Annotated in this window: 13 protein-coding genes; all 13 read right to left on the bottom strand. The window is 54.5% G+C overall.

The genetic code is table 11. The annotated features are described in order from the left end of the window. Window positions 1-19: 19 nt before the first annotated feature. Window positions 20-907, bottom strand: a complete 888-nt coding sequence (rfbD, locus tag J1C59_RS06805; RefSeq protein WP_128084182.1) for a dTDP-4-dehydrorhamnose reductase — start codon at window positions 905-907, stop codon at window positions 20-22. Beyond that, window positions 907-1,986, bottom strand: coding sequence for a dTDP-glucose 4,6-dehydratase (gene rfbB, locus J1C59_RS06800; RefSeq protein WP_128084181.1), 1,080 nt, complete (start codon window positions 1,984-1,986; stop codon window positions 907-909). The genes rfbD and rfbB overlap by 1 nt, the downstream gene beginning before the upstream one ends. A 433-nt stretch (window positions 1,987-2,419) precedes the next feature. Next, complete coding sequence (gene galE / locus J1C59_RS06795; RefSeq protein WP_128084180.1) at window positions 2,420-3,433, bottom strand: UDP-glucose 4-epimerase GalE; 1,014 nt, start codon at window positions 3,431-3,433, stop codon at window positions 2,420-2,422. 42 nt (window positions 3,434-3,475) lie between these two features. After that, window positions 3,476-4,378 carry a UTP--glucose-1-phosphate uridylyltransferase GalF gene (gene galF / locus J1C59_RS06790; RefSeq protein WP_128084179.1) on the bottom strand — a complete coding sequence of 301 codons (903 nt, stop codon included), beginning with the start codon at window positions 4,376-4,378 and terminating at the stop codon, window positions 3,476-3,478. Window positions 4,379-4,656: 278 nt separating this feature from the next. Further along, window positions 4,657-5,997 carry a lipopolysaccharide biosynthesis protein gene (locus tag J1C59_RS06785; RefSeq protein WP_128084178.1) on the bottom strand — a complete coding sequence of 447 codons (1,341 nt, stop codon included), beginning with the start codon at window positions 5,995-5,997 and terminating at the stop codon, window positions 4,657-4,659. After that, window positions 5,994-7,217, bottom strand: a complete 1,224-nt coding sequence (locus J1C59_RS06780; protein WP_128084177.1) for a glycosyltransferase — start codon at window positions 7,215-7,217, stop codon at window positions 5,994-5,996. Before J1C59_RS06780 ends, J1C59_RS06785 begins: the two co-directional genes overlap by 4 nt. 4 nt (window positions 7,218-7,221) lie before the next feature. Further along, window positions 7,222-8,484: a colanic acid biosynthesis pyruvyl transferase WcaK gene (wcaK, locus tag J1C59_RS06775; RefSeq protein ID WP_128084176.1), complete on the bottom strand. Its 1,263-nt coding sequence runs from the start codon at window positions 8,482-8,484 to the stop codon at window positions 7,222-7,224. A gap of 159 nt (window positions 8,485-8,643) precedes the next feature. Then, a complete protein-coding gene (locus J1C59_RS06770; RefSeq protein ID WP_140917214.1) occupies window positions 8,644-10,860 on the bottom strand; it encodes a phage tailspike protein in 2,217 nt (738 codons plus the stop codon). An 82-nt stretch (window positions 10,861-10,942) separates the two neighbouring features. Then, the gene (locus J1C59_RS06765; RefSeq protein ID WP_111139197.1) at window positions 10,943-11,977 is read right to left on the bottom strand and encodes a glycosyltransferase family 4 protein; all 1,035 of its coding nucleotides are present in this window, start codon (window positions 11,975-11,977) and stop codon (window positions 10,943-10,945) included. A 46-nt stretch (window positions 11,978-12,023) separates the two neighbouring features. Then, the gene (locus J1C59_RS06760; RefSeq protein ID WP_010670978.1) at window positions 12,024-12,776 is read right to left on the bottom strand and encodes a glycosyltransferase family 2 protein; all 753 of its coding nucleotides are present in this window, start codon (window positions 12,774-12,776) and stop codon (window positions 12,024-12,026) included. A 70-nt stretch (window positions 12,777-12,846) separates the two neighbouring features. Beyond that, entirely contained in the window at window positions 12,847-13,764 is a 918-nt protein-coding gene (locus J1C59_RS06755; protein WP_128084175.1) for a glycosyltransferase family 2 protein, read from the bottom strand. Between the two features lie 128 nt (window positions 13,765-13,892). Further along, entirely contained in the window at window positions 13,893-15,029 is a 1,137-nt protein-coding gene (locus J1C59_RS06750) for an EpsG family protein (protein WP_128084174.1), read from the bottom strand. A 276-nt stretch (window positions 15,030-15,305) separates the two neighbouring features. Continuing rightward, window positions 15,306-17,489, bottom strand: coding sequence for a tyrosine-protein kinase Wzc (gene wzc, locus J1C59_RS06745; protein WP_128084173.1), 2,184 nt, complete (start codon window positions 17,487-17,489; stop codon window positions 15,306-15,308). Window positions 17,490-17,495 lie beyond the last annotated feature (6 nt).

The following is a 17,495-nucleotide window of genomic DNA, read 5'->3' as shown; positions in this document are numbered from 1 at the left end:
ACTATCGCAGCCTGTTTAATTATATAAGAGTCTCAATCAACATGCGTTCAACACCCAATTGCCAGTCAGGCAAGGTCAAACCAAAGGTGCGCTGAAACTTAGCAGTATTGAGCCGGGAGTTACCAGGCCGTCTGGCTGGCGTAGGAAATGCACTGGTCGGTACAGGATTGATTGCCTGAACATTAAGTTCAACGCCTTGCTGTTTAGCGAACGCAATAACCTTAGAAGCGTAAGCATGCCAGGTCGTTTCGCCAGCGGCAATGAGATGATAAATGCCTGCAACGCCACTATTGTTAATGGCCACTCTGATGGCGTGCGCCGTACTGTCTGCGATCAACTCAGCGCCCGTGGGCGCACCAAACTGATCGTCAATGACTGACAGCGTCTCCCGGTCTTTCGCCAGTTTCAGCATGGTTTTAGCAAAGTTATTACCTTTTGCGGCATACACCCAGCTGGTCCGAAAAATGAGGTATTTCGTCATACTGCGGACGATGGCCTGCTCACCTTCCAGCTTTGTCTGGCCGTAGATATTCAAAGGAGCCGTCGGATCCTCTTCAGACCAGGGCTCTGCGCCTGAACCATCAAATACGTAATCAGTTGAGTAATGGATCAACCATGCGCCGGTTTCTTCAGCGGCCTCAGCCAGCGCTTTGATGGACGTTGCATTGATCAGACGTGCTTTGTCCTCTTCGGATTCGGCTTTATCGACAGCGGTATAAGCTGTCGCATTTACAATCACTGCAGGCTTAATTCTGCGAACCGTCTCAGCCACACCCTGTGGATTTTCAAAATCACCACAGTATTCAATGGAATGGCGATCAACAACAGTCAGATTGCCTAAGGGTGCCAGTGCACGCTGAAGTTCCCAGCCCACCTGTCCATTTTTACCAAAAAGCAGAATATTCATTAGCTACGCTTCTCGTAGTTTTGTTCGATCCAGTTCTGGTAAGCCCCACTCTTCACATGCTCAACCCACTGTGAGTTGTTCAGGTACCATTCAACGGTTTTCTTCAGGCCAGTTTCAAAGGTCTCTTCCGGTTTCCAGCCCAACTCTTTTTCAATCTTAGCGGCATCGATTGCGTAACGGCGGTCGTGGCCCGGGCGATCCTGAACGTAGGTAATCTGGTCGCGGTAGGAGGTCGCTTTAGGGCGCAGCTGGTCCAGCAGTTCACATACTTTCATTACGACATCGATGTTTTTCTTTTCATTATGTCCACCGATGTTGTAAGTGGTGCCGGTTTTAGCATGCTTAACAACGGTATAAAGCGCACGCGCATGATCTTCGACATAGAGCCAGTCTCGAATCTGATCGCCTTTGCCATAGATAGGCAATGGCTTACCTTCCAGGGCATTGCTGATAATCAGAGGAATCAGTTTTTCCGGGAAGTGATAAGGACCGTAGTTATTCGAGCAGTTCGTCACGATAACTGGCAGTTTATAGGTGCGGCCCCATGCGCGGACCAGATGGTCACTGGCAGCTTTGGTTGACGAGTATGGGCTGCTCGGGGCATACGGCGTCTCTTCGGTAAACAGTGGCAACTCGCCGTCCATTTCGTCCGGATGTGGCAGGTCGCCGTAGACTTCGTCCGTGGAAATATGATGAAAACGGAATGCAGCTTTACGCGCTTCTGGCAGTGCGCTCCAGTACTGGCGACTGGCTTCCAGTAAAGCGTATGTACCTACCACGTTGGTCTGCACGAATTCCGCCGGACCGGTGATGGAACGGTCTACATGGCTTTCTGCTGCCAGATGCATGATGGCGTCTGGCTGGAACTCGTTGAGTGCAGCAGAGATAGCCTGACCGTCGCAGATATCGATTTGCCTGAAGGTGTAACGTGGGTTGCTGCTCACCTCTTTCAGAGACTCAAGATTGCCAGCATAGGTGAGTTTATCAACGTTTATCACTTCATCGTTGGTATTGTTGATAACGTGACGCACAACCGCTGAACCGATAAAACCTGCACCACCAGTGATAAGTATTTTCATAACGTGTTATTCCTGACAAGCTATCTGAGGCATAGGCGCCTGAATAAAAAGCAGACAATCATAAGCGTTTTCAGAGCACGCTACCGCCCCTGGGTTACAGCTCCCACGATGCTGATTATCTTTGGCCGAATGAATATGCTGATGACGGGAATCCGTTACATAACCAGCATTTCGTTGATTGATATCACTTTATTGATGAAATTGTTTAAGTGGGTTTATCATTCAACAATCGCAAATTCTATCACTCAGATATAGCTATTACGAATAAAATGCGATTGTAATGCGGGTGTTAGTTCAACTAATGAGCGCTTTCATGGCGTAGAAGATGGTTGCTGATGCGCCAAGTCGACGCAATCAGAATATTGATAAATCGCGATTAAGAAAAATTAAATCAAATATAAAAAAGGCGAACCGCAGTTCGCCTTTTTTTCAATTACTTAAACCCGTCCGGGTTCTTGCTCTGCCAGTTCCAGGTATCGCGCATCATCTCATCGATGCCGCGCGTCACCCGCCAGTCGAGCTTCGTGTTCGCGAGCGAGGCATCGGCCCAGAACGCCGGCAGGTCGCCGTCACGACGTGGCTTGATCTCGAAAGGAATCGCTTTGCCGGATGCGTTCTCAAACGCCTTGATCATCTCCAGCACGGAGAAGCCTTTGCCGCCGCCCAGGTTAAAGGCAGTGTAACCTTCAACCTGACTCAGATGATCCAGCGCTTTCAGATGCCCTTCTGCCAGGTCGACCACATGAATGTAGTCGCGCAGACAGGTCCCGTCTGGCGTATCGTAATCGCCACCAAAGACACCGAGCTTCTCCAGGCGACCAATTGCCACCTGAGCAATATAGGGCAGCAGATTGTTCGGGATACCGGTTGGGTCTTCACCGATTTCACCTGACTCATGCGCGCCGACCGGGTTGAAGTAACGCAGCGCAATCGCCCTGAACTTCGGTTCCGATTTTGCGAAGTCACGCATAACGAATTCGATCATGAGCTTGGAGGTGCCATAAGGGCTGGTCGTACCGCCAATCGGGGTTGTTTCCACATACGGAACCGGCGCATCGGCGCCGTAGACCGTGGCTGATGAACTGAAGATAAAGTTCCAGACACCGGCATTACGCATCTCTTCCAGCAGAACTACAGTACCTGCAACGTTGTTCTCGTAATACTCCAGCGGCATACGGGTCGATTCACCTACCGCTTTGAGTGCTGCAAAATGGATGACCGCAGAAATGCTGTTGGCTGCAAACAGGTCACGCAGACAGGCACGGTCGCGGATATCGCCTTCGACGAAGGTCGCTTTCTTACCCGCCAGCTTCTCCACGCGATTGATCGCTTCGCGCGAAGCGTTGCAGAGGTTATCCAGCACCACAACATCATCACCGCGCTGCAGCAGCGCCAGTACCGTATGGGAGCCGATATACCCTGCTCCACCCGTGACTAAAATGGCCATGTGAACTCCTTTCAATCGGCCGCGCCATGCGCGGCAAATTCATTACTTTTGTTTGGCGAGAATGGTCTGAATCGCTTCGCGGAAATCGCGACCCTGCGCGTTGTTGCGCAGTCCATAAGAGACAAACGCCTGCATGTAACCGAGCTTGCGACCGCAGTCGAAACTGTGCCCGGTCAGCAGTGAAACATCAACGGTTTTATGTTTGCTCAGGCTGGCAATCGCATCGGTCAGCTGAATACGGCCCCATGCACCTGGCTCGGTGCGCTCGAGTTCGGCCCAGATATCGGCAGAGAGCACGTAACGCCCTACAGCGGCCAGATCGGAGTTCAGTTCAGCCGGATGCTCTGGCTTCTCAACGAAGCCGGTGATGGTGCTGATATCGCCCGGGTGATCGATCGGCTCTTCTGTGGTAATCACGGAGTATTCGGAGAGGTCAGACGCGGGCATATGCTGCGCCAGAACCTGGCTGTGGCCGGTTTCTTCGAAACGGGCCACCATCGCTGCGAGGTTATAGCGCATATGGTCTGCGGTCGAGTCATCCAGCAGGACATCCGGCAGCACCACCACGAACGGATTATCACCGATCATCGGACGGGCGCAGAGAATGGAGTGGCCCAGACCCAGGGGCTGTGCCTGACGCACGTTCATGATGGTCACGCCCGGCGGGCAGATTGACTGCACTTCGCTCAGCAGCTGACGCTTCACGCGCGCTTCCAGCAGCGCTTCCAGCTCATAGGTGGTGTCGAAGTGGTTTTCGACCGCATTTTTTGAGGCATGCGTGACCAGCACAATTTCTTTAATACCCGCGGCAACACATTCGTCAACGATGTACTGGATCATCGGTTTGTCGACGACGGGCAGCATCTCTTTCGGAATGGCTTTAGTCGCAGGGAGCATATGCATACCGAGGCCCGCAACCGGGATTACTGCTTTAAGCTTGGTCATATTTATTCCGTTTAATAAAATGAAGATGTGGGTCGATTATGCAGGATCGGCCGGAAGTCCAAGTATAATCTTTATCTGAAAAGCGGACAGTAACTCTCTGTCATAACTTAGAAATTCGGCATTTTGCCCATTGCCAGCGGCAGCATAAACTGAATAAAGACAATCAGTAATCGACGATGACCTCTGCGCTTTTTGCAGGGGTGCGCTGCCCGGCTGAGGCCACTCATAAATGAAAACGGGCGACCCTGAGGCCGCCCGTGTATATTACGCACTGGTCATTAAAGCCAGCCTTCAAACCACTCTGGCATCACAAACAGATTGAAGTGATTTACCAGCAGCATCACGCCGACAAACACCACCGATACCGCGACCCACTGGCGGGCATAGGGGATAAACCGAATGCCAATCACCGGCCTGATAAAGAACGGATGCGCCAGGGCAGAAATCAGGATCTGCGAGATGGAGAGCGTGAGTGCGACATAGAGCACGTTCGGCCAGATGAAGGTGGTTGCCAGAACGGCCAGCACCACGATACTCGCCACGATGTTCCAGTAGAACTCTACGTTGGTACGCCCGTTGGCCTGCGAAATCGCCCCGGTAAGCCCGCCCATTGGCCGCAGCATCCCGAACAGCAGCATCAGCGGAATCAGGTGATAGACCTGTTCATGTGCTGGGCCGTAAAGCAGACGCACGATGACCGGTGAGAGGATACCAATCGCCAGATACATGGCGCTGCTGAAGAGCATGATCCCCAGCGTCCCCTTCAGGAACAGCTGCTTAAGCTGCTCCGGATCGTGCTGCTTTTCCGCAAAGCGCGGCAGCGCCAGACGGTTGATCACCGGCGTCACCAGCTTCAGCGGTTGCAGTACCAGCTCTTTCGCCAGCGAGTAGACGCCCAGCATCTCGGCTCCCATCACCTTGCCCACCACCAGCGCATCCGCCTGGGTGCGCAGCTGATTAATGGTCTGCGAGCCAAGCTGGTAGCTGCCGTAGCGAATCGCGCCGAAGAAGGTCGCCTTGTCGAACTCCCAGGTCGGGCGCCACGACTTCTCACCCAGCGCAATCATGCAGAGGATACGGGTAAAGGCGTTGATAAACAGACCGAGAATCGCCGCGGCCACCGTCAGCGAGGTGAACTCCAGCATCGCCACCACACAGAGGAAGGCAAAGAGCTTGGTGCCCATCTCGATCTTCGCCAGCGAGACCATCCGCTTGGTTTTGATGTAGTGCGCCTGATACTGCGACAGATGCCCCAGCACCAGGAAGTTCAGGCTGGTCAGCATGATCAGCCCTGTCAGCTCCGGCAGATGATAGAACCAGGAGACCGGGAAGGCGATCAGCAGCATGATCAGGCCGGTACACAAGCTGAGCGAGACGTTCACCCAGTAGATAGTGCTCTGCTCGCGACGGGTAATGTTCTGGCGATGAACCAGATAACTGCTCATCCCCATATCCTGCAGCACCCCCGCCACCGCCAGGATGGCGTTGATGATGGCCAGCAGCCCCAGCTCGTGGGTTTCCAGTTTGCGGGCGAGAAAGCTCAGCTGCGCCACCTGCAGCACCGCCGAGAAGCAGGTGCTGCCAAACAGCCAAATCGCCTGTGACTTAAATCCACTCACACCAGTCGCTCCAGAATCTGCGCCAGTTCGCCGTAGGCGATATGCTGATTAAATTCAGTCTCAACTTTGTGGCGTGCCGCCGCAACCACCGGCGCCACATCCACTTCACCCTGAGAGAGCCTGAGCAGCGTCTCCGCAAGCGCCTCGGGATCGTCCTCATCCACCAGCCAGCCGGAGACGTTGTTCTCGATCAGCTCGGGGATACCGCTGTGGAAGGTTGAAACGACCGGCAGACCGACCGCCATCGCCTCCATCAGCGCGACCGGAATACCCTCCATATCGCCATCTGCGGCGGTTTTGGAGGGCAGCAGGAAGATGTCCGCCTCGCTCAGCGCACGACGGATCTCCTCCTGTGGCTTAAAGCCCGGCATGCTGACGCAATCTTCCATTCCCTCGCGGGCGATGAAGTCACGCATCATCTCATCCTGGTCGCCGTTGCCGATAATCGTGTAGTGAAACTGACCACCACGCTGCTTGAGGATGGCGCTGGCTTTAACGGCCACATCCAGCCCTTTTTTCTCGGTCAGACGCGCCACCGAAACGATGCGCAGCGGTTTCTGAAACGCCTGGCGGGGCTGGAAATTAAACTTCTCCGGCTCGATGCCCATGCGCGTTACGTGAATTTTTTCCGGCGGGCAGCCCATCCCGATGAGCTTGTTCTCCCACAGGTGGCTGATCGGCAGCATCAGTTCGCTCTGGCGGAACAGATTCACGTAGTCGAGCTTGTGCTCTTCCAGAATGTGACGGCGGGAGATGTCGGCACCGTGAAACACGGTAGCCTGTTTGCCCCGGAGTACGCCCAGCTCACGCAGTTTGTTCGCCAGCGCACCGGCATAGCCGAAATGCACCAGGAACACATCCGCGGTAAAGGTCTGCTTCGCATTAGCCACAATCGACGGCAGCAGCAGTTTGCTGGACTGCGCACCGTAGCGGCGCACGTTCAGTGAACGCAGCAGCGAGGGCCGGGTCACTTTCGGCAGCACCAGCTTGATGCGCTGATTCAGCTTATCGACAAGCGAGATTTTCTCTTCCGGCAGCAGATAGTGCGTTTTGGCCGCCAGGCCATACTCATCAAACGCGGCATGCCGGTTCACTAAATCGCCGGGAAAGACTGAAATGATCTCCACCTCGTAACCGGCATCAATAAAGTGGGTTACCTGATTTAAAACGAATGTCTCAGAGGCAACCGGGAAACGCATGGTGAAAAAAGTCAGTTTCATCACATTACCCTAATACTTTAAGAATCTCTTCAGTGATCCGGTTGCCAATTTCCCTTTCATTCGCAACGGCCGTGTCGACCTTCGCCTTGATGTTGTCGTAGTCGGCAAGGACAGTTTTGACCTTGTCGATCAGCGAGCCATCCATCAGGCTTTTTACATCGGTTGCCATCTGTGGCAGACCAAGCTGGTTCATGACGCCCATCGACTTGTGCTCGTAGTTGATCGCCACGGCCGGGGTGCCAAAGTTCATGGAGATAATCGCCGAGTGCAGGCGCGTGCCAATGGTCAGATGGCAGTGGCTCAGCAGGATGCCCAGCTCAAGGTCATTAAACTCATCCATGATGACATGATAATGTTCAGGCTGTGTCACGTGGTCGCGCAGCGTCAGGGCGACCATGCGGTCATCCTTGGCGTAGCTGTCGATACCGGTGCAGGTCGAGAACGCCACGACCTGATAGCCTTCGGCGATCATCGCGTTGATCACCCGACCAAATGCCGCCTCATACTCTTTCTGCGTCACGCCCAGACGTTTATCAAACGGTGCCAGCTCACGCACGGTGATGGCGATGGTTTTACGTCCGTCGATAATGCCCTGCCAGTGCAGCAGGTTATGGCTCGGATTTTCAACCTCGCGCGCCCGCACCAGGAAGGCCGTATCAACGCCAGGCGCCACTTTCGAGCTGGTCACGCCATCGCGCTTCATCAGATCGAGGCTGACGGATTCACGCAGCACCAGGCTGTCAACGCGGTCAAACACAAAGTTTGCCAGCGCATTGACGCGCGGGTTCTGGAAAGGTCCGACCGAGTGCCCGATCAGGTAGATCGGTTTTTTCGCCATCAGTGCACAGAGCGCGTGGTCAAACTGGGTCACGCCATAGAGATCGACGAAGAACGAACCGCCCACCTGAATGATCGCATCATATTTTTCCAGGCTTTCGGTAAAGGCTTTCAGGTGCGGTGGCACGGCAAACGACTTAAAGACGCCGCCTTTGCCCAGATGCGCCATCATGATGTCGGGCATCAGACGGTTGGCAACCTTACGCTTAAATGAACCGACCAGGCCTTTGCCTGACTTACTGTTGTGCAGGTAGAGCGCATCCTGCTGAATATCCTGCTGGAGCAGATAACCGGAGCTGGTTGGATAACGGCTGATCACATCAATGTCTAAATCACTGCGTGCGGACCGCATCGAATCGATCAGTCCACGCAGAATCGCGCCATCCCCGCGATTCCCACACGTATGGTTACCCACCAATAAAATTTTCATAACAACTCCGAATGAATTTTTTTAATTCTCTAAACCGCCCGGATCCGAAATGGGCAAAATGGACTCTGATTAAAGTAATGCTTTACGGGATAACGCACCCAAAGGTAGTGCTCCTGTCTGACCCGGCCGCCTCCGTTGTGGCGGCCGTCCTGCAAAGTGTTAAGACTTAATGGCGAAATAAGGCAGTGCGACCTGTCTGCCGTTGATCACGACCGAAACAAAGCCTTCCGGTTTACTGGTATCGACCTGATCGGCGGAGAGTGGCCGGGATGCCATCAGCAGATCGCCCTGCTCGTTCGCGCCCACGCCTGCTTTGCCGTTGTGCAGGCTGAAGCGCTGCGGCGCGCGTTTAGTGGCGTCGCCCGCAGGCGGATTAGCCTTTTCCATGCGGGCGTTAATCCGCGCGCAGCGGCCGGTGACGAAGCGATCTTTACCGTTGGTTTTCACCAGCACGCCGGCCGAAGGTGTCCAGCCCGCCAGTTTGACGAAGATCCGCACATCGGTGTCATGCTCAGCCACATAGCGGACATCGATCACCGGCGAGCTGCCCTCTGCTGACCAGCTCGCTTCCGAGCGATCTTTCTTGCGCTGTACATGGATAACCGCGCGACCGCCGGTGGTCTTGTCCCCGATCAGATTCATCAGTGGCTTGTCGCCGCTGCCGTTGCTGAACTGCGACTGACCGAAGATTTCGATCTCCCATGAATCCCCCACCGTCGGAGAATAGAGCGAGCCGAGATCGAACCAGGTCTCCTGATTGGTGTTGTTCTCCAGCCGCCAGCGCGACGTGAGGTAGTTATATTTCAGGCTGCCATCCAGCGCGACGCCCCAGGATTCCACGCGGGTCGAGCCCATCTCCCAGATGCTGAGCAGACGGTCGCCCTGCATGGAGTTGTCGATCCAGCTGCCTGACTGCAGGCTGGTCTGACGCATATTCAGCCGGGTGTTGTGGGCGATAAGCGGATTCTTACAATCCTCCAGGCTCAGGGCATCGACGATCCACTGTCCGTTGGAGAGATCGCCCGGATTATCACAGTGCTCGATCCAGCCGTTGTGAATGATTGACTGGCCGCAGCGCGGCAGGTTCAGGACCATGCCGCCACGGCAGTACTGCGCATTGAAGTTCGACAGCTCGATCGCGGTACTGTGGTCCCATTTGCCCTGCTTCTGACCTGACCAGCCCGATTTGATGACATCGCCGCTGCAGCGAGAGGCGTACCACTGGTCGATCTTACAGTCGAGGGTATCCTGCAGGCTGATGGCGGTGCCGCCGACGGCGTTGAAGCGCAGGCAGGCCCCACGGAAATATTGTCCGCCCGGGCAGATGTTATGGAAAAAGCCCTGCTGGTTCGGATGCTTATCGCTGTTGCCGTTAAAAATCAGGTTGGACAGCTCGACACGACGGGCATTCATCTGGAAGACGAAATCGGACTTGCCATCGGAGACGATGGCGGTCGCCGGGAAGTAGCCGAAGTTAACCATCGCACCGGACATGCGGAAGAAGTTGAGATACTTGTCGCCCAGGTGACAGGCGGAGACCATAAAGGTACCGGCCGGGAACTGGACACAGATCTGCTGGTTAGCCTGCTGTGACCACTGGAACATCGCCATGATCGCGGGTGCGCAGTCGGTTTTGCCGTCGGCAATCGCACCGAAATCGAACAGCGTCAGGCGGTTGAAATCGTCGACCACGCGACGCCAGTAGAAGCCTTCACCGGCAAAGTTCACGCCGCCATCGTTCTGCGCGGTCTGGAAACTGCCAACGAACTCGCCGCCGCCGACTTCCCGCCCTTCATGCCAGCTTTTCAGCTTCACCTTGGCGCCTTCAAACAGCGGACGGGTCTTGCGCAGCTCCGCCACGGAGGGGATCTCGCCAATCAGCTGGTAGCCCGCAGGCTGTGCCAGGCGCTGGCTGAAATCGGCCGCGCCCGGACGGCTGACGTCGGTGATATTGAACAGCGTCTGGCCGGTGCTGTCCTCGACCGCCATGGAGTGCGCGGGGTCGGCAATCAGCGCAGCGTTGTCCTGGATAAACTGGTCGAAATTGCCTTTATTCAGCGCGATAGGCTGGGCGATCTGCGACACTTTGCCGCTGGCGTCCCGCAGGTAAACCGGGATCTGATTGCCTGGCTTGCTGGCATCCGCACCGGCTTTGCCGATCCAGAGTTTTCCTTCAAAGCTCTGCCAGAACTGGGGCGGCATGGCGTAGACGTTTTCCGGCGTCAGGATCGGGACGTCGCCTTTAGGCACATCCGTGGCGTCAACCGGCTTCAGGGCAATACCGTTACTTTTAGCAGCATAGCTGGAAAAGGTGCTCACGGAGAGAGCCCCCACCAGGGCGGAGGCGGCGGTCTGTAAAACTTCTCTTCTTTTCATGCATCAATTCCCGTAGTCAATAAGGCCAGTGGCCATGGCGGTGTCCCTGAGGCACGTCGCAAGTGAGCTTTTCCAGCTCCGGTTAAACCAGTGACAGCCAGCTTTGCCTGATCTGATTACCGTCGAATTTCAGCGCGGTTTGTTTGGTTTTTTCGCTCATGGCATAGAACAGCGCGTCATCGCTGGCGAGCTGCTCCATTCGGGCCAGGAAGGTCGCTTTGTCATTCATCGGCACCAGGAAGCCATCTTCACCGTGGTTGATGATCTCCTGCGGGCCGGTCGGGCAGTCATACGCCACAACCGGCAGTGACCAGGATTTGGCCTCCAGCAGCACCAGCGGCAGGCCTTCATAGCGCGAGGTCATCAGCGCCATGTCGCTGTCACGGTAGTAGTCATTGATGTTGCTGACCTTGCCGACAAACTTCACGCTGTCGGTGATGCCCAGCACGGCCGCCTGGTCGTGCAGCTGCTGACGCAGTTCGCCGTCACCGGCGATGACCAGCGTCCAGTCCGGATGGTTGCGGGCGAAGTCGCGCCAGATATCCAGCAGCAGATCAAAGCCCTTCTGGTTATCCAGACGGCCTACCGCCAGCGCCTGGCGATGACGGGTCTGACGCGGATAGTTTTTGTAAACCACCGGGTTGGGGATTGGCATGCTCGGAATGCGCCAGCGGCTGAACACCTGATGATCTTTTTCGGTCAGCACGATCACGCGGTCGTAGTAGCGCAGCAGCAGAAACTTAAGAAACCTGATCGGTTTGCTGAAGGAGTTAATGGCGATGTGTTCGCAGGCGTAGGCTTTGCCCCGCTTCTTTTTCATCGCCAGCAGGTTCCAGAAGGCGAACATCACGCTCAGGCGACCCATGCTGATCAGAAAGACGGTATCAAACCCCTCTTCGTTGATCCGGGTGACCGCGCTCTTAATCGGGTTGCTCTGCCCTTCGAAGCTCACAATCTCTCTGACATGTTCAAACGGATAGAAGGTTTTTCCGCTGCCTTCCAGCGAGTAGATGGTGACATCGTGCGTTTCGCCGAGACACTCTGACATGAAGTTACAGATGTTCTCGGTGCCCGCATACGAATAAGCATCTTTGATCACCAGGACAATTTTTTTCATGAAACGCTATCCACCTCAAATTTTAAAGACAATCCTGCCGACGGGCTTAACGATGCTTAAGGGTAAACAGCACACCATTCACCATATACCAGGCGTAATAGTAATAGATTTTTAAAGGATTGTTTTTATAGATAATTCTTAATAATTCAAGGTGCCACTGGGCCGCTTTATTCTTATTGCGCGAAAGGGAATCGCCTAATTCGTAATAGTTGACCAGAATCGTCTGAATTACGCGCGCCTGCTTATAGCGGGTGAATAATTCATACAGAAACAGGAAATCTTCGTGGCCTTTGCGCTGGAAGAACAGCCCCTGCGGCGGACGGCGGAAACAGACCGAAGAGAAACAGACGCGATACTGTTTCTTCACAAAGTTTTCCTGCTGCAGATAGGGTTTGCCGTAGGTAATGTCGTGCTCGGCCTTGCGGGTTTTGTAGTGATACTCGGTGATCACGAAATCGTCGCCGGCAGCGATGGCGGCAACCTGCTGCGTCAGCTTGTCCGCATGCCACTCATCGTCGCTGTCCAGAAAGGCGATAATCTCTTCTGTGGCGGCACGCAGCCCGACGTTGCGGGTCTCGGCGGCGCCCATATTGACCGCGTTATCGAGGATAGTAATGCGCGGGTCCTGACAGTGTTCACGCACAAACTCCAGCGAATCATCGGTCGATTTATCGTTCACCAGATAGAGGTGCCAGTCGGTATAGTGCTGATTTATCACCGACTGCACAGCGCGTAACACCGTCTGACGGGCATTATACATCGGCATGACAATGCCAACGGTTCCAACAGAAGTATTCATCTTCAACCCTGAATGTAATGAAAGAGAGAGGGGCTCCTGGCTTCAGGAGCGAGGCGAGGCGCGCTGCGCGTCAGGAGATCGCTTTCTCACCGCCAAAACGCGCTTTGACCTTGTCTTTGACCCGGTTCATGAAATATGCGCGGTTGTCTTTGTTGGTGAGGAAGAAGTAGCGAGCAAAGCTCAGGCTCGCCATCAGCGACTGGCCATCCATTTTGTAGCGCAGCGGCAGCTTAAAGGCTTTATAGGTGTGGATATCACGCGGGGTAAGATGCGGCTTCATGGTGTCGAGCCAGAACATCGAATACTTCACCGATTCGCCTTTGTGTTTCGAGCCAAATTTAGTGATGAGATGGTAGTTCGCCAGCGGCGCGGCGATCATCACAAAGTCGTAGCCCATGCGGTCGGCACGAATGCAGAAGTCATAATCCTGATGGCGGATATAACGGGTATCGAACTGAATCTTCGCCGCGTCTTCCCGCTTCAGCACAATGGTGCTGGTCTGGATAAAGCCGTAGCAGCCAAACAGATACTCGGCGACGGTCTCATTTTTGCCCGGTGGCTGCATCGGCATCACCTTCAGGAAGGCGCCATCCTGATAGATATTGACCTGGCTGAAAATGATGAAGTTCTGTTTGCCCTGCGCCTCCAGCTGGGCAATTTTTTCACTGACCTGCTGCAGTTTATCGGCAGCCCACTCATCGTCGGCGTCAAGGAAGCTGACATAATCCCCGGTGGCCAGCTCAATGCCTTTGTTACGCGCGCCTGCGCCGTTGAGTTTAACCTCAGAGAGCACCAGGTTGATGTCGAGATCCTGATAGCGTTCGCTGCGAACCACCTCTGCCAGCGCCGCAGCATCCGCCGATTTGTCATCCACGATGATGACGTCGAAATTGCGATACGTCTGTGCTTTAACGCAATCCAGCGTCGTGACAATCGATTCTGACGCGTTATAAGCCGGAATTACGATGGAGAAACGAATGTCCTTCATGGCCAGCACCTCATTAAAATAGTTCAAAAATAAAACCGTTCATCCGACAAGGGTCGATGAAAAACCGGTGTTCTGACCGGCCACCGGCCCGGCGTGACGCTTTCACACCGGGCCGGTAGCCGGATTAACTAATGGATCAACCAAAACTCACGCGCCACTTCATAACCGGTTACCGCCTGCTTAGTCGAAATGGTGTTGTAGTAGAGGTAATAGAGCAGGAAGAAGACCAGCATGCCAAACAGCACGGGCTTCCAGGATCGTCTGGCCTGATAGATCAGCGAGGTCAGGATGATCGGCTCCACCTGCTGCAGGTAGTTAGACAGACGCGAACCTGACGGGAAGTTGTAGAGGAAGATCCTGATCGCGCCGCCGATAGCAAAACTCAGAATCAGCAGGTAGTTAAGGCGATACTGCGCGTAGTTTTCCCGCTTCAGCTCATCGGTCAGCATGAAGTAGAAGAAGACAAACACCAGCATGATGTTTTTCAGGTTCGACACGGCCAGGATGCTGCCACCCATGGCGTAGGAGGGGTCGTTGTTATAGCCCGACGCCCTCTCCCCCAGCGAACCCAGATGCCCGGCGATCAGGGCAATAAAGCTGGAGCCCCCCACGACAGACAGCGGCAGACTGGCAACGATGATAATCACCGGCCACCAGCGCCAGTCACGAATAAACAGGAACGGGATCAGCGTGACGACCATGACACCGGTGTTGTGGCTGGTGAACGACAGAATAAAGAAGACAAAGGCCCACCAGTAGTGCCTGAGATAGATCGACCAGAGCACGCCGAGGAACAGCGCAGAGCTCAGGCCAAAGCGAATCTGGTTAATGTCTTTGTTGATGAAGATGTGCGCCGAATAGAGCACCAGTGCCAGCACCGGATAGGGTGACATCTTCCTGAAAAAGTAAGTATTGATGAAAACCGCGATAGCGCAGAAGACAAACAGGAAGATGCTGGCGTTATGCGAAATCAGGCTGGTCAGCCAGGCGGTCACAAAAATCAGGGGTTCGTAGCGGAAAAACGCCACGGTCTTGAAAAAGCCATTGATCTCGATACGACGGACAAAGTCTTCGAAGAAACTGCGGTACTGGAAGTCATCCATGCCGGTGCCAAGACCGCGGATGCCCCCGAAAATAATCAAAACAACGGCGGCAAAACAGAGCAGCCAGGTCAGAACATGATTTGTGCGTTCGTCTTTTTTAAGTGCGAGTTCAAACAGTGAAAGCAGCAGTAAAAAACCTGATACATACCAATATGGAGCCATGGTGTGATTCCTTAATTCCACAAGTGCTCATGCCAGCAATCATCCCGCTTCGCCTTCCCGGCTGGCTTCTCAGCAAGCCTGTCAGCACGGTGACAACCAGTGTGCAGGCGATGCCATGCTGGTAATGAATTCTGTTGAGTGACGTTCGCCATGCGATGTATAGATTCATCGCTTATCTGGGTTGGACAGAATAACCTGTGTAAATTGTTGCGTGTCGTCATTCAGAGAGACGATAAAAAGGGGCGGTCAGACCGCCCCCTGTTTATTGCTCAGTAATCAGCTTTTATCTGTCTTACCGTAGTCGTAGGCGTAGTAGTCGTAACCGTAGCCATACGCATTCGCGGCTTTACGCACCACGGCGTTGAGGATCACACCTTTAATCTCAATACCGTTCTGGGCGAAGCGTTTGAAGCTGACATCCACTTCTTTGGTGGTGTTGGCTTCGAAGCGCGCCACCATCAGCGAGGTGCCCGCCAGTTTACCGATGATAGAGGCGTCGGTGACGGCCAGAATCGGTGGCGTATCGATTAACACCAGATCGTAGTTCTTGCTCGCCCAGTCCAGCAGCTCGCCCATGCGACGGTGCATCAGCAGCTCAGACGGGTTCGGTGGCACCTGACCGCGTGGCAGGAAATCAAAGCCGTAGACACCCTGCTGAATCAGCGCCGGGCTGAACTCGGTTTTGCCGGACAGGACGTTCGACAGACCCGCTTTGTTCTCTGCGCCCAGCAGTTCGTGGGTGTAACCACGACGCATGTCGCCATCGATGAACAGGACGCGCTGACCGGCTTTCGCAATCAGGGTCGCCAGGTTGGCACAGATAAAGGTTTTACCAATACCCGGGCTGGCACCGGTGATCATCAGGATATTGTTTTTAGCTTCCATCATCGCGAAGTGCAGGCTGGTACGCAGGCTACGAATCGCTTCGATGGAGAGGTCGGTCGGGTTACCCAGCGCCAGCAGTGTTTCATGCGGGTCGGTTTTGACCTTCGACTTGCTGGCACGACGCGCCAGAGCCTCAGTATCTTTCTTACGCTGCCAGTCCGAGAGCGGCACGCTGGCATAGACGTTCATGCCCAGCTCTTCCAGCTGATCCGGGTTTTCGATACCGTGATGCAGCAGCGCTTTCAGCAGCACCAGGCCCACTGACACGAACAGACCTGCAATCAGGCTTGCTGCGATGATCAGCAGTTTCTTCGGTGCAACCGGCGCATTCGCAGTCTGCGCGCTGTCGATGATGCGGACATCACCCACGGTGCTCGCCTTGCTGATGCCCAGCTCCTGCTGACGGTTCAGCAGCTGCATGTAGATCTCCTGACCGGACTGAACGTCACGGGTCAGACGCAGAATTTCCTGCTGAGTCTGTGGCATTGCGGAAATTTTCTTGTTCAGCTGTGCCTGCTCACCTTCCAGCGTTTTGCGTTTTTCCAGCAGCGCGCGGTACGTCGGGTGATCTTTGGTAAACAGCTGAGAAACTTCGGCTTCACGGAAGGTCAGCTCGTTCAGCTGGCTCTGGACGCTGACAGACGAGTCCAGTGCAGATTTCGCTTCCAGTGACAGGTCAACCGATTCGTTCTGACGACGGAAGGTGTTCAGCTTATCTTCCGCTTCATCCAGCTTGCTGCGCACGGCAGGCAGCTGAGTGCGTAAGAACTGCAGACTCTTCTCTGCCTGCTCAGATTTACGCTCAACGTTCTGCAGCAGGTAGTTGTTGACGATCTGGTTCAGGACTTTGCTGATCTGATCCGGATCTTCACCCAGATATTCCAGACCCAGAACGCCGGTATCTTTACCTTTGTCTGCGACGGTCAGGTTAGAGAGCACGGAGCGGATAGCCTGCAGGTCGTTCAGCTTGGTCACAGTGAAGCTGGTGCCTTCGTCGGCCTTGATGTCGCTGACCAGCATGCTGACGTCGCCATGCGACTCCAGCTGGCCCACTTTACCTTTGAACAGCTCATCACCATCTTTAGAGACGGTGTAGCTGTCCGGGCCGGTCACTTCCAGTTCAACGTTACGTTTGTCGATAGTGCGTGGGATTTCCAGGCGCGAAATCGCAATCGTGGCGGGCTTGTTACCCATCAGGCGGGAGAGACCCTTACCGATCACCGGGAAGTAGTTCTGCTCCACCACGGTATCCAGACCCAGATCGTCAACGGTTTTACCGATGACCATACGGGATTCCAGAATCTCGATCTCCGTATCTGACGCAGGCGTCGGTGGCAGAATGCTGTCAATTTCGTTCAGAACGGTACTGGCATTTTTCTGCTCAACCTGAACCAGCGCATCGGCGCTATAAATCGGTGTTGCAAACAGTGTGTAGAGTGTTCCCGCCAGCATGAAAAATGCGGTAACGGCAACAATGATCCAGCGATGATCAATTAGCTGTCCCACAAGATGCGCCAGATCCCATCCATTCGAATCCTCTCCCGGCGCGGTACTGACCTTATTTTTTATATTCATGGATAA

The organism is Pantoea deleyi (genome assembly GCF_022647325.1).
Classification (GTDB): Bacteria; Pseudomonadota; Gammaproteobacteria; order Enterobacterales; family Enterobacteriaceae; genus Pantoea; species Pantoea deleyi.
This window is presented reverse-complemented; position numbering and strand designations above follow the sequence as displayed.